Here is a 13,910-nt window from a genome sequence, read left to right as displayed (position 1 = left end):
GCATGACAGCTTCACAGCTGCGCGTCGGGATCTTCGGGACAGGCGGCATCGCCGAGCGGGCCATGGTGGAGCCTTCGACTCTCGTCGAGAGCGTCCAGGTCATCGCGGTCGGATCGCGCGACCCCGAGCGCGCCCGCGCCTTCGCGGACCGGTTCGGCATCGAGGCCGCCGGGGACTACGCGAGCGTCATGACGAACCCCGACGTCGACCTCGTGTACGTGGCACTGCCGCCGACCGTCCACGCGCGGTGGGCGGTCGCGGCGCTGGATGCCGGCAAGCACGTGCTCTGCGAGAAGCCGCTCGCGGCCAACGGCACGGACGCGCGCGCGATCGCCGACGCCGCCCGCGCCAACCGCCGGTCGGCGTTCGTCGGGTTCCACTATCGGCTCCACTCGTTCACTCAGCGTCTGCTGGAGGTCATCCGGTCGGGCGTGCTCGGTGACATCGAGGACGTCGAGATCGACTTCAGCATCCCTCACTTCGTCGTCGGGCCCGGCAATATCCGGCTGAACGGAGATCTCGGCGGTGGAGCGGTGATGGACGTCGGCTGCTATGCCATCGACCTGCTGCGCGCCGCGTTCGGTGAGGCTGCCGTCCTTTCGTCGTCGGCCGAGCTGTACGACGACGACCCGCGCGTCGACCTGCATACCGACTTCGTGCTGTCGTTCGACGACGGCATCACCGCACGGGTGCGCGCGTCGTTCCTGGGCGACGACGAGGGGCAGATGTCGCTGCACATCGTCGGATCCTCGGCGACGCTGCACGCCACCAGCGTGATCGTCCCGCAATGGGGCGCCACGCTGCGCGTCACCGCGGGGGAGGACGTGCTCATCGATGAGAAGGCCGTCGATGGTGAATCGAGCTACGTGGCGCAGCTGCAGCACCTCGTGGAGGTCCTCGGCTCCGGCGCCGCCACGCCGCTGCGCGCCCAGGACGCCGTGGCCACGATGGAACTCGTCGACGACGTCTATCGCGCTGCGGGACTTCAGCCTCGCTGAACACACGACGATGGCTCCCGATCCGCGGATCGGGAGCCATCGTCGTACTCGTGCAGCGGCGCCAGCGCGCCTGATCGAGCATGCCGTGCCGCAGTGCGCCAGGGGATGTCGTCTTTCTCCTCCGGTCGACACAGGTCTCGAGTCGCTGCCCCGCGGGCCGCGTGCCTGTCGCACGAACGACCGCATCTCACGCTCTGACGGATGCTCCGGCCAGCGCGCGGCGCGAGAGCGCCAGGTGGGCTCGGGTCATCGTGGCGGCATCCGCGTCCAGCCACTCGTGGCCGCCCCACTCGCTCGTCAGTGTGCCGGCGAAGCCGGTGCGCCGCAGGGCTGCTCCGATGTCGCCGATCGGGCGCGACACCCGCCCTTCGGCGTCGTCGAGGTCCCAGAACTTCAGGTGCACGCCGGTGGTGAGGGGCAGCAGCGGTTCGAGGTCGGCCACCTCCGAGCGACCGAAGCGCACGAGCAGGTTCATGAAGAGCGTGTGGACCGACGGGGGCACTCGTCCCTCGCGGAGCGTCGCGATCACTGCTTCGTGGGTCTCGGGCGCCCGCCACGCGGTGTCGAGACGGTGAAGCAGAGAGTCGTCGACACCACCCCGGCGCAGCTCTTCGAGGTACGACGGCGGCAGCGACGGCATGAGCATGCTGATGTCGATCAGCACCCGGATGCGGGGATCGTCGAGCTCCTGGAGCAGCTCGAGGTTGGCCGCGTTCGCGGGCACGTCGAGGCTCTGCTGCCCCTGGATCTCTTCGTAGAGCACGACGCCGAGGTCGTGGAGAACCGGCTGCGCCAGGCGCAGCAGCTCGGACCCCGTCTGCCCGAAAGGGACGCGCACGCCCCGGGCGCCGAGGCGCGCGGCCGCGCGCAGCTGCGGCACGAGGAACGCGAGCCGCTCCTCGTCCGTGCGACGGCCCGAGGGCGACGCCCAATCGTCGAGGCTCGCGCCGACGATCGTCACGGCGCCGCCTGCAGCCGTCAGGCGCTCGCGGAACGCGTCGACCTCCGCGTCGGAGGGATCCGGGAACGAGCGCCACACCTGCCCGGCCTCGATCTCGATGGTCGCGGCGACACCATCGCCGACCACGCCGATCGCGATGTCGGACGCGGAGCGCTCTGCGCGGATGACCTCGGGCGTCCAGTTGAACGCGCTGGCTGAGACGGTCCACTCGCCCGGCAGGTCGCCGCCCGCCGGCACCGCCTGCTCGGCCGGGGTCGCCCTGTCTGCGACCGGGCGGCGAGCGACGGATGCCTCGTCCCGGAGGCCGAGCGCACGATCGGCGCGCAGCGGCAGCGCGAGCGGCCCGGACGGGCCCGCCTGCAGATACGGCACCACGAGCACGAACGACACCGAGACATCGTGCGCGCCGGGCGGCAGCATCCCGACGCCCCGCAGCTCGAGGCGGTCCTGGATGAACCACCATCCCGGCTCGGTGGAGAGGGCGCCCGGTGCGACGTCGCGCCCGTCGAGCCGGGCGGTGACCGAGACGGGGGAGCCGTCGATCGAGACCGCGAGATCGGTGACGGCCGCCAGCGGCATGGACCGGATCCACGGCAGGCTCACGCGCAGCGCGAAGCCGGATTCCGTCGAGACGAGCGCATCGTCCAGCAGCAGCGGCAACGCCATCGTGTTCACTCCCTTGTGCCGGCCGATCGGATCGGCTTCAGACAGGAAGCTACACGCTTTTGTCGTCTTTCGTAAGAAGTTTCCGGGTCTCTGTCACAGAGCTCAGGCCACGGCCTCGAGTGCCCCGCGGATGGCGACGACCGACGGCCTCCCGTCGCTGAACCACCGCGGGAAGGTGACCTCGAAGAGCTGCTCGCGCACCATCTCGACACCGCCGCGCAGCGGCTCGCGCCGGTCGTTGACGGACTGCGCGATCGTCAGGTCGCGCGTGGCGAGGGGGAGAGACAGCTCGTAGACGCGCTGGCGCACCTCGGCCAGCAGAAGCTCGCCGGCACCGGCCATGGCGCCGCCGATCACGATGACCGACGGGTTGAACATGTTGACGAGCGCGGCGATCGACTCGCCGACGACCCGGGCCGAGCGCTGCACGAGCCGGATGGCGAGGGCGTCGCCGTTCTCGGCCGCGATCGAGATGAGCTCGGGCGTGAGCTCCTCGCCGTCGGCGACGGCGGTGGTGAGCACGCCGGTGGCGCCGGCTTCGATCTCGGCGAGAGCGTCGCGGATCATCGCCCACCCGCCGGCGACGGCTTCGAGGCATCCGACCTTGCCGCATCGGCAGAGGGCGTCCGAATCGCGCACCCGCACGTGGCCGATGTCGCCGGCGGCGCCGTTGACGCCGCGATGGATGCGGCCGTGCGAGAGGAGTCCGGCGCCGATGCCGGAGCCGATCTTGCAGTAGATCAGGTCGAGGCGGTCGTCGTCGCGGCGGGCGCGCTCCCCGAACGTGAGGAGGTTCACGTCGTTGTCGACCCAGACGGGTGCGTCGTAGCGCTGCTCGAAGCGGCGCCGCACGTCGAAGCCGTTCCAGCCGGGCATGATCGGCGGTGCGACCGGCCGGCCGCTGTCGAAGTCCACCGGGCCGGGCAGGCCCACGCCGATGCCCCAGACCGGCACGTCCGGGGTGCGCGCGAGCACCTCGTCGATCATGCTCAGGGCCTTGTCGAGCGTCTCGGCAGGACCGCGGGCGATGTCCCACGGCGAATGCTCCTGATCGACCACGTCGCCGTCGAGGAGGGCGACGCCGACATGGATGTGGAGCGCACCGAGCGCACAGACGACGATGCGTCCGGCGTCGCCGCGGAAGCGGAGGGTGCGCGGTGCGCGGCCCCCCGACGAGGGGCCGAACTCGCCGTCTGCGAGGTAGCCCATCTCGATCGCGTGGTCGACGCGCTGCGTCACGACGCCGCGGCCGAGACCGGTCACGCGGCCGATCTCGGGACGGGTCGCGGCTTCGCCGGTGCGAACCATGTTGACGATCCGGAGAAGGCTCGTCATCTCGTCGGTCTGTGCGCCGAACCGCAGCGTGGACTCTCTGGCCATGGTCGATTCTTACATAACACCGGGCGTTAAACGCGGAAATCATGACATCTATAGTCAAACGACATCAAACTTAGGTACGCTTCCAGCCGAAGAAGGAGGCCTTCATGGCTCGTGGTGTGGGCATCATCGGTGCGGGACCGGGAGCGGCAGTGCTGCATCTCCCGACGCTCGCGCGGTTGAGCGACGCCTTCCGCGTCGTGCATATCGCCGACGGCGGCAGCGGGCGCTCGGCGGCGCTCGCGGCGCGCGTCGGTGCCCGGTCGTCGACCGGAGCCGAGGCGGTCCTTGCGGACCCTGAGGTCGAGGTCGTCGCGATCTGCAGTCCTCCCGCCCAGCACGCGGCGCAGATCATCGCGGCCGTCTCGGCCGGCAAGCGCGCGGTGTTCTGCGAGAAGCCCATCGGCACGACGGTCGCCGAGGCGGAGGAGGCCGTCGAGGCGTGCCGGCGTGCGGGTGCGGCGCTCATCATCGGCACGAACCACTACTTCGATCCGGCTTGGGGCCGGGCCAAGCATCACCTCACCGCGTCGGGCGGGCCGGTCGTGTCGATCTCGGTCACGCTCGCGCTGGCGCCCAACACGCGGTACCACGAGCTCGTGACCGAGCTGCCCGCCGCGGCGGCCGGTGGACGAGGCGCCCCCGACCTCACGCGACCCGCGGTGGCGGCCGGCGTCGTGCGTCAGCTGCTCACCGGGCTCGCGATCCACGATCTGCCGCTCGTGCGCGACCTCGTCCCGCGGTTCGAGCGCGTCGTCTTCGCGCGGGCGCTGCCCCCGCTCGGGTACGCGGTCGGCTTCGTCGCCGGCGGCGTCCCGGTTCAGCTCACGACGGTGATGCTCCCGGACGGCGGCGACACGCTCTGGTGCATCGCCGTCGCGACGGCCTCCGACCGGCTGGACGTGAGCTTCCCGCCGCCGTTCGTGCACGCGGGAGCTGCGCGGGTGCGCGTGCGCGCCGCGGACGGCCGCGACACGATCTACTCGCACGACCCCGGCGACGGATACGTCGCCGAATGGCGCGCCCTCGCGGAGGTGCTCGATGCCGGCCTGCCGGTGGAGTACGACGAACTGCTCGACGACGCACGCTACGCGCTGCGGCTGGCAGAGGCCGCGGCAGAGCTGATCGGAGCCGCAGCATGACGACGCCCGTTCGCACCGACCTCGACGCCTACCGCATCGCGGTGGCCGAGCTGCCCGAGAGCGCGGTCGCGAGCCTCGGCATGGAAGGCGCCGTCACCGTCGTGTCGGGGGGCGGCGCGTGGTGGGCGGTGGCCTCGGATGCGATCACCGCCGGCGCGGCGGCCGTCGTCGTCGCGCAACCTGCCGTCGCCCCGAGCGAAGCGCTCGATGCTCTTGCCTCACTCGCCGGTGCAACCCCCGTGATCGTCCAGCGCCCGCTGCTCCGCGCCGACGTGGTCGCCGCGGTGGGCGCCTCGATCCAGAAGCTGCCGGCCCCCGGCGCGCTCGCCGTGGAGTGTCATGCGCCCGCGCGCACGCTCGGTCCGGCGTTGCGCGACGCGATCGGGTGGGCGCGGGTCATCGCGGGCGCTCCGCTCGCACCTGGGGTGACGGAGTCGTGGGGCGGCCGCGTGCTCGCTCTCCTCGAATCCGCGCGGGGCTCAGCCGTGTCGATCGTCGCCGCGGCGCAGCCGGGCGCACCGTCCCTCGGCCGCGCGCGGATCACCTCGATCGCCCAGGCGCGCGTCGAGGTCGACGCCGATCTCGACACCGTCGCCTGCGTCACGGATGCCGCGGGTCGAAGCATCCTTCCCGCACTCTTCGAGAGCCCCGAGCGCGTCGCGCTGCGCCGTGCGATCGCCGCGGTGCGCGCGGCTGAACCACTGTCCGATCTCGCGGATCTGCGCCATGACACCGCGCTCGCCGCGGCGCTGCTTTCGGCACCTCCCGCATAAACGTCGGTGATCCGGGGGATAGGCGATATGGGATTCCTCGATATGCCTGAGTTCGGCGAAAGTGGTTGACGGGATCACCCCGATGACTCACCGAAAGGGATCGAAGATGATCAAGCTTCTGTCGCATCTGTCGTATGTGGCCATCACGTCGCCGGATGTCGAAGCATCCGTCGACTTCTACGTCAAGCAGGTCGGCCTCACCGTCGTCGACCGCGTCGACGGCGCCGTGTACCTCCGCTGCTGGGGCGACTACTACGCCTACTCGGTCGTGGTCGTGCCCGGCGACGAGCCGGGTCTCGTGACCGCCGCGTGGCGCACGTCGAGCCCCGAGGCGCTGGAGGAGGCCGCGAAGCGCGTCGAGGCCGCCGGCATCCAGGGCGAGTGGATCGACGTCCACAAGATCGGCCGTGCCTACCAGTTCACCGGCCCTTGGGGCCACACGCTGACCCTGCACTGGGACGTCACGCGCCACCACGACACCGAGGGCGACGCCGCGTCGATCTACCCCGACCGCCCGTCGCGTCGCAGCAAGGTCGCGGGCGCCCCGCGCCAGCTCGACCACGTCACGATCGCGACGAGCGACGTCGACGCCTTCGTCCAGTGGTACGTCGACGTGCTCGGCTTCCGCTTCATGGCGCGCACGCAGCTCGACGAGGCGCCGATCTCGGTGTTCTCGGTGCTCACGACGAACGAGAAGTCGCACGACCTCGGCGTGGTCCTCGACGGCTCCACCCGCGCCGGCCGCGTGAACCACTACGCCTTCTGGGTCGACACCCGCGAGGAGCTGCTCATCGCCGCCGACGTCCTCGGCGAGAACGGCTACCCGATCGAGTACGGCCCGTCGATCCACGGCATCGGCGAGCAGAACTTCCTCTACTACCGGGAGCCCTCGAGCCTGCGCATCGAGCTCAACACGGGTGGGTACCGCAACTACGTGCCGGACTGGGAAGCGAACACGTGGAAGCCCTCGCAGGGGTCGAACAACTTCTACCGCAACAGCGCGATGCCGATGTCGATGACCGAGTCGTTCCCGCCCGCCGACGGTCCGTCGGCGACGGAGGAGGGCGTTCCCGACGAGATCAAGGACGCCCTGCTGAACCCCTACGCCAAGCACGGCCAGGGCTGACAGGCTCGAGGGTGGGGATGCCGCGGAGGCGTCCCCACCCTCGCACCACGTTCCGAACCACGGATCTGGAGAGAACATGACGACGTCGTCACACGGACTGACCGCCCCCTTCGCCCTCGCGCGCTTCCGCGACGGCGATTCCGTGCGTCTCGGGCTCGTCTCCGGCGACCGCATCCGCGCGGTCTCGGACGACGATCTCGGGGCCGCCGGCCTCAACGCCTTCCTGGCGCATCCCGATTGGGACCGCCTCGGCGCGCTGGCCGGTGCTGCGGCGGGCCCCGAGCCTGTCGAGGGGTGGATGCCGCTCGCCGACGTCGTGCTCACCGCCCCCGTCGAGCCGCGCCAGGTGGTGCAGGCGGGCGCGAACTATCGCGAGCACGTCATCGAGCTGGTCGTGGCGGGCCTCACGCAGGACCCGTCCCGCTCGCCCGAGGAGGCGCGCGAGTTCGCGGCCAAGATGATGGACGACCGCCGCGCGAACGGCGAGCCGTACTTCTTCCTCGGGCTGCCCACCGTCGTCGTCGGCGACGACGTGCCGCTCGTGCTGCCCGGCTACAGCGAGGTGCACGACTGGGAGCTCGAGCTCGCCGTCGTGATCGGCACCGAGGCGTTCCGCGTCTCTCGCGAGGATGCGCTCGCTCACGTCGCCGGCTACACGATCGTCAACGACGTGACGACGCGCGATCTCGTCTTCCGCAAGGACATGAAGGAGATCGGCACCGACTGGTTCCGCGCCAAGAACGCCCCCGGCTTCCTTCCGACCGGTCCTTTCCTGGTGCCGGCGCCCTTCGTGGCGGGGCAGGACCTCACGGTGCGACTCGATCTCAACGGCGACACGATGCAGAACGGATCGACGAGCGACCTCCTCTTCGACATCCCGGCGCTCATCTCCGCCGCGTCGCAGACGACGGCGCTGCTGCCCGGCGACCTGCTCCTCACCGGAAGCCCTCCCGGGAACGGCCAGCACTGGAAGAGGTTCCTGCGGGACGGCGACGTCATGACGGGGTCCATCTCGGGCCTCGGGACCCAGGTGGTCCGCTGCCTCGCGGAAGGACCGGCGGTATGAGCGCGCCGAGCGAGGACCCCGCCGACCTCGACCGCACCGACCCCGCGGCCGAGATCGCCGCGCGCGCCGAGGCGTTCCGCAATTGGGGCCGCTGGGGTGAGGACGACGTGCTCGGCACGCTCAACCTCATCGACGCCGCCAAGCGCGTCGAGGCCGCCGCCCTCGTGCAGGATGGCGAGGTGATCTCGCTCGCGCAGGCGTTCGACACGAACGGCCCGCAGAAGGGGTGGCGCCGGCGCACCAACCCGGTGCACACGATGACCGACACCGGCACCGACGCCGAGCGCGGCAGCCAGGGCTTCCCGCACGGCATCGGCGGCGCCGACGACGTGATCGCGATGCCGCTGCAGTGCTCCACCCAGTGGGACGGGCTCGGCCACATCTTCGACCACGGCAACGCGTGGAACGGCCGGCGCGCGGGCGACGTCGTCACGAGCGACGGCGACCTCGTCACGGGCATCGAGCACGCAGCATCCGTCATCGTCTCGCGTGGGGTGCTGCTCGACGTGGGCCGCCATCTCGCGCCCGACACCGGCGAGCTCGCCGATGGCTACGCCATCACCGTCGCCGACCTCGAGGCGACCATCGCCGCGCAGGGCGCGTCGAGCCGGGTGGGCCGCGGCGACATCGTGCTGGTGCGCACCGGCCAGTACGCCCGCACCCGCCGCGACGGCTGGGGCGACTACGCCGGCGGACCGGCGCCCGGCCTCTCGCTGACAACGGCCGGGTGGCTGCACCGCACCGAGATCGCCGCGATCGCCACCGACACGTGGGGCTTCGAGGTGCGCCCCAACGAGTTCGACGCTCCGGCCTTCCAGCCGCTGCACCAGGTCGTGATCCCGAACATGGGACTCACGATCGGCGAGATGTGGAATCTCGACGCCCTCGCCGACGCGTGTGCCGCGCGCGGGCGCTGGGACTTCCTGCTGTCGGCGGCGCCGCTGCCGATCACGGGGGCGGTCGGCTCGCCGATCAACCCCGTCGCGATTCTGTAATCCCCCGAAGACGAAGAACAGAGAGGTTCTGACATGACCGCAGTGAACAAGGTCGCGATCGCCGGGAGCGGCGTCAGCGGACTCGCCGCCGCCATCCAGCTCGCCAAGGCCGGCGTCGAGATCGACGTCTTCGAGGCCAAGCCCGAGCTCAGCGCGCTCGGATCCGGCATCTCGCTGCAGGGCAACGCCCTGCGCGTGTTCGACGCGCTCGGCGCGTGGGACGACATCCGCGCCGCCGGCTACCCCTTCGAGGGGCTCAACCTGCGCGCTCCCGGGCCGGATGCGCCGATCGTCGCCGAGCTTCCGGACGTCAAGACCGGCGGACCCGACTACCCGGCGGCGATGGGGATGCCGCGGCCTGCACTCGCCCGCATCCTCCTGGACCACGCGCGGAAGGCGGGTGCGAACGTCCACTTCGGAACCAAGGTCACAGGTCTCGAGCAAGGCGGCGACGGCGTCGAGGTCTTCGTCGATGGCGCCTCCGTCGGCACATACGATCTGCTCATCGGCGCCGACGGCCTGAACTCCGCCGTCCGGGGGCTCATCGGCATCGAGACCAAGCCCGAGCCGACCGGCATGGGCATCTGGCGCTCGTTCGTCTCGCGGCCGGCAGAGGTCGTCCGGAGCGAGCTCTACTACGGCGGTCCTGTGTACATCGCGGGCTACACGCCGACCGGTGACGACACGATGTACGCCTTCCTCGTGGAGAAGGCGCAGGACCGCTTCGACGTCAGCGACGAGGAAGCCACCCGGATCATGCTCGAGGAGTCCCGCGCCTACAACGGCCCCTGGAACTCGATCCGCGCCGACCTCGAGGGCGGTGCGCACGCGAACTACACCTGGTTCACGAAGCACATCGTCGAGGGGGCGTGGAACCGCGGCCGCGTCGTGCTCATCGGGGATGCTGCGCACTCGTGCCCTCCGACGATCGCGCAGGGCGCGGCGCAGGGACTCGAGGACGCCCTGGTGCTCACCGAGCTGCTGGCCGGCCGGGACGCCGTCGACGCGTCGCTGTGGGACGAGTTCCACGCGCGCCGGCTGCCGCGCGCCACGGCCGTGGTGGAGGCATCCGTCCAGCTCGGCCAGTGGCAGCTGGACGGCGTCCGGGATGCGGACGTCGCGGGCCTCATGTTCGGCATCGCGCACCAGATGGCGGTGCCCGCATGACCGAGGTCATTTCGGTCAGCGGCGACCGGATGCCGGTCGTAGACGTCCACGCGCACCTGCTGCTGCCGGCCCTCCACGCCGAGGTCGAGCGCCGCGCGCCCGCCGAGGTGGCCGCGGCCGCCGATCTCGAACGCCGGCGCAACGGCGTCGAGAGCCTGCAGGCGTCGGGCGCCATGATCGGCGCCCGGATCCCGAAGCTCACCGACGTGAACGCCCGACTCGCGGCGATGGACGAGCAGGGCGTCGATCGGCAGTGGGTCAGCGTCTCGCCGAACCACTTCTACCCGTGGGCGAACGAAGGGCTTTCGGGCTGGATCGCGGGGGAGACGAACCGGCTCATCGCCGAGCACGTCGCCCAGGCGCCCGACCGCCTCGTCGGCCTCGGCGTCGTGCCCTTGCAGCACCCGGCTCACATCGTCGAGTACCTCGACGATGCGGTGCTCGGGCGCGGTCTCGCGGGCGTCGAGATCTCGTCGTTCGCCGGTGACGTCGAGCTCTCGGACGAGCGGCTCGAGCCGTTCTGGGCCCGTGCCGCCGAGCTCGGCTGCGTGGTCTTCCTGCATCCGTTCGGCTGCAGTCTCGACGAGCGCCTCGACCGCTTCTACCTCTCGAACACGGTGGGGCAGCCGACGGAGAACGCCGTCGCCCTGTCGCACCTCATCTTCGCCGGAGTGCTCGACCGGCATCCGGGGCTCAAGATCGTCGTCGCCCACGGCGGCGGCTACCTGCCGTTCGCGATCGGACGATCCGACCGGGCGTGGCGGGTGCGGCCCGAGGCGCGGCGCTGCGCGCACGAGCCGTCCAGCTACCTGAAGAAACTGTGGTTCGACACGGTCGTGCACGACCCCATCGCGGTGCGGCACCTCGTCGAGGTCGCCGGTGGCTCGCGCGTCGTGCTCGGCAGCGACTTCCCCTTCGACATGGGGCTCGACGACCCGGTCGCCTTCGTGCGCTCGGCGGACCTTCCGGCCGAGATCACCGACCGCATCCTCGCAGGCAATGCCGACGAGCTGCTGCGCACGAAGGTCTCGGCATGAGGCTCGCGCGCTGGAGCGACGGCACGGTCGTCGGCGAGGGCTTCGTCGTGGGCGATCGCGTCGTCCCGTTCCCGGACGGCCAGACCGTCGCCGACATCCTCACCGGGGGATTGGATGCTGCGCACGCCGCGTTCGGCCGGGTGGGGGGCGAGTCCGGAACGGCGCTCGCCGCGGTGCGCCTGCTGGCGCCGGTGGTGCCGGCGTCCGTGCGTGACTTCGTCGCCTTCGAGGAGCACGTCGAGGGCGTGAGCGCGTCGGTCGACGGCAAGAGCGAGGTCGTGCCCGAGTGGTACCAGGCGCCAACGTTCTACTTCACGAACCCGCACACGATCCTCGGGCCGGACGAGCCCGTCGCCCCGCCGGTGACCGAGCGCCTCGACTTCGAGCTGGAGGTCGCGGTCGTCGTCGGCAACGCACCCGGTGTCGGCGAGGCGAACCTGACGGCGGCGCAGGCCGCCTCCCGCATCTTCGGCTACACGATCATGAACGACTGGTCGGCGCGCGACCTCCAGTCTCGGGAGATGAAGGTGCGCCTCGGACCCGCGAAGGGCAAGGATTTCGGCACCAGTCTCGGTCCGTGGATCGTGACGGCCGACGAGCTGGAGCAGTACGTCGACGCCGACGGCTTCCTCGCGATCCGGGCGGAGGTGCGCATCAACGGCGACCTCGTCGGAGAGGACCTCGTGTCGAACATGGGCTGGCCGTTCCCCGAACTGGTCGCGTACGCCTCGCGCAACTCCCGGGTCGTGGCGGGGGACGTGCTCGGCAGCGGCACGGTCGGAAACGGCGGATGCCTCGGCGAGCTGTGGGGCAGGGGCTCGACGATCCCCGCTCTGCGCGAGGGCGACGAAGTGTGCATGACGGTCGAGGGCATCGGCGAGCTCGTCGGGACCGTGGGTGCGGAGGTCGCCGCACCCAGTCCGCCTTCCGCGCGTCCGCGCTCCCGCGCGAGGCAGCGCTCCTGAGTCTTTAGTTGCTTTTCGACTAAAGAATGGCTACAATCGACAGTGACGTCGGGGCCCACGGAGGCCCGTTCCCTGCGGCGAGGCCGCCCAGGGGCACACCCCGTCGCGTCGATCGCCCGGTCGTACGGGCCAGAACGCGTATGAGCATGTCACCGTGGAGGCTCCGCCTCCTGATCGTCTCCCTCCTGACCGTCGCGATCCTCGGAGCCCTCGACCACACGATCGTGTCGACCTCCCTCGCGACCGTCGCCGGAGAACTCGGAGCCCTCGCTCAGATGGGGTGGGTCGTCGTCGGCTACACGCTGGCGAGCACCGTGCTGCTGCCGGTCCTCGGAAAGCTCGGGGACGCGGTGGGACCGCGCGCCGTGTTCCTGGTGTCCCTGGTGCTGTTCCTCGTCGCGTCGCTCGCCTGCGGCTTCGCGCAGGACATGCCGCAGCTCATCGGCGCGCGCGTCGTGCAGGGCATGAGCTCGGCGGGCCTGCACCTGATGTCCCAGACGATCGTCGCCCGCGTGACCACCCCGCGCGAGCGGCCGCGGTATCTCGCCATCATCGGCGCCGCCTTCCCCGTCGCGATCCTCATCGGCCCCGTGCTCGGCGGCCTCATCACGGACTACTGGGGCTGGCAGTGGGTGTTCTGGATCAACATCCCGTTCGGCGTCGCCGCGCTCCTGCTCGCCCTCGTCGCCGTGCCGCACCTGCCGGGCTTCGGCCGGCGCCGGTTCGATGTCGGCGGGTCCGTCTCGTTCGCGATCGCGATGGTCGCGCTCGTACTCGCGGTGACGTGGATCGGTGATCCCGCGCTGGCTGCAGCATCCGTCGTCTCCTTCGTCGTTGCGGGAATGGCGTTCGCCGCGTTCTTGCTCATCGAGCTGCGGGCGCCCGAACCGCTGGTTCCCCTGCGGCTCTTCGTCGACCGGACCATCGCGGTCGGCACGGTGCTGTCGGCCATCATCGGCATCGGCCTGTTCTCGATCACGGCGTATCTGCCCACGTACATTCAGATGGCCTACCGCACGAGCGCGACGGTGTCGGGTCTCGTGCCCATCGCGACGGTGTTCGGGATGCTGGTCAGCAATCTCGCGACCGGGTGGCTCGTCAGCCGCACCGGCCACTACCGCGTCTACTGCATCGCGGGCACGGCGCTGAGCGCCGCCGGGCTGTTCGCCATGTCGGTCCTCCCGGTAGGCCTGCCGCTGTGGGTGCCGATGATCGTCATGGCCGTCGTCGGGGTCGGCACCGGCGCCTTCATGAGTCTCGTCATCGCGGTCGTGCAGAGCGCGGCGCCGCGTCGCGACACCGGCAGCATGACGGCGACGGTGAACCTCGTGCGACAGGTCGGCTCGACCGTCGCGACCGCGATCATCGGCGGGGTCATCGGCTTCGGCGTCGCGGCACTGCTCCCGTCCTCGCTCGATGCCGCGACGCTGACACCGCAGTTCGTGCACGAGGCGTCCGCCGCCGTGCAGAGCCAGGTCGCCGGGATCTACAGCGGCATCTTCGCTCCCGTGTTCGCGGCACTCGCCGTCGCCTACGCCGCCGGCGTCGTGGCCGCCGTGCTCCTTCCGGCCGGTCGCCTCTCGGACGAATCCGAGCCCGCACCGGCACCCAGCTCCGAACCCCTCACCGCGTGACCA

Annotated in this window: 12 protein-coding genes; 10 read left to right on the top strand and 2 right to left on the bottom strand. The window is 70.9% G+C overall.

All coding sequences use genetic code 11. The features are described from left to right. Positions 1–2: 2 nt before the first annotated feature. The gene (locus tag RS82_RS09300) at positions 3–998 is read left to right on the top strand and encodes a Gfo/Idh/MocA family protein (RefSeq protein ID WP_045298593.1); all 996 of its coding nucleotides are present in this window, start codon (positions 3–5) and stop codon (positions 996–998) included. Positions 999–1,185: 187 nt separating this feature from the next. Here RS82_RS09300 and RS82_RS09295 read toward each other — a convergent pair whose 3' ends face one another. Both RS82_RS09295 and RS82_RS09285 read right to left on the bottom strand, forming a co-directional pair. Continuing rightward, positions 1,186–2,625: a sugar phosphate isomerase/epimerase gene (locus RS82_RS09295; RefSeq protein WP_245619569.1), complete on the bottom strand. Its 1,440-nt coding sequence runs from the start codon at positions 2,623–2,625 to the stop codon at positions 1,186–1,188. A gap of 102 nt (positions 2,626–2,727) precedes the next feature. Next, positions 2,728–4,005: an ROK family protein gene (locus RS82_RS09285; RefSeq protein ID WP_045298591.1), complete on the bottom strand. Its 1,278-nt coding sequence runs from the start codon at positions 4,003–4,005 to the stop codon at positions 2,728–2,730. Positions 4,006–4,109: 104 nt separating this feature from the next. Here RS82_RS09285 and RS82_RS09280 point away from each other — a divergent pair, with 104 nt between their 5' ends. From RS82_RS09280 to RS82_RS09240, 9 genes are all read left to right on the top strand, one after another. Next, complete coding sequence (locus tag RS82_RS09280; RefSeq protein WP_045298589.1) at positions 4,110–5,144, top strand: Gfo/Idh/MocA family protein; 1,035 nt, start codon at positions 4,110–4,112, stop codon at positions 5,142–5,144. Then, complete coding sequence (locus RS82_RS09275) at positions 5,141–5,917, top strand: hypothetical protein (RefSeq protein ID WP_045298586.1); 777 nt, start codon at positions 5,141–5,143, stop codon at positions 5,915–5,917. The genes RS82_RS09280 and RS82_RS09275 overlap by 4 nt, the downstream gene beginning before the upstream one ends. A gap of 106 nt (positions 5,918–6,023) precedes the next feature. Beyond that, complete coding sequence (locus RS82_RS09270) at positions 6,024–7,043, top strand: VOC family protein (RefSeq protein WP_045298584.1); 1,020 nt, start codon at positions 6,024–6,026, stop codon at positions 7,041–7,043. Between the two features lie 76 nt (positions 7,044–7,119). Further along, complete coding sequence (locus RS82_RS09265) at positions 7,120–8,109, top strand: fumarylacetoacetate hydrolase family protein (RefSeq protein WP_045298582.1); 990 nt, start codon at positions 7,120–7,122, stop codon at positions 8,107–8,109. After that, entirely contained in the window at positions 8,106–9,104 is a 999-nt protein-coding gene (locus RS82_RS09260; RefSeq protein ID WP_045298579.1) for a cyclase family protein, read from the top strand. The genes RS82_RS09265 and RS82_RS09260 overlap by 4 nt, the downstream gene beginning before the upstream one ends. Positions 9,105–9,137: 33 nt before the next feature. Beyond that, a complete protein-coding gene (locus RS82_RS09255) occupies positions 9,138–10,271 on the top strand; it encodes an FAD-dependent monooxygenase (RefSeq protein ID WP_045298577.1) in 1,134 nt (377 codons plus the stop codon). Further along, on the top strand, positions 10,268–11,308 hold the full coding sequence (locus RS82_RS09250; RefSeq protein ID WP_045298575.1) for an amidohydrolase family protein: 1,041 nt from the start codon (positions 10,268–10,270) through the stop codon (positions 11,306–11,308). Before RS82_RS09255 ends, RS82_RS09250 begins: the two co-directional genes overlap by 4 nt. Beyond that, positions 11,305–12,273: a fumarylacetoacetate hydrolase family protein gene (locus RS82_RS09245; protein WP_045298573.1), complete on the top strand. Its 969-nt coding sequence runs from the start codon at positions 11,305–11,307 to the stop codon at positions 12,271–12,273. The genes RS82_RS09250 and RS82_RS09245 overlap by 4 nt, the downstream gene beginning before the upstream one ends. 146 nt (positions 12,274–12,419) lie before the next feature. Next, positions 12,420–13,907: an MFS transporter gene (locus RS82_RS09240; RefSeq protein WP_245619568.1), complete on the top strand. Its 1,488-nt coding sequence runs from the start codon at positions 12,420–12,422 to the stop codon at positions 13,905–13,907. The last annotated feature ends 3 nt before the right edge of the window (positions 13,908–13,910 follow it).

This window comes from Microbacterium trichothecenolyticum (assembly GCF_000956465.1).
Classification (GTDB): Bacteria; Actinomycetota; Actinomycetes; order Actinomycetales; family Microbacteriaceae; genus Microbacterium; species Microbacterium trichothecenolyticum.
This window is presented reverse-complemented; position numbering and strand designations above follow the sequence as displayed.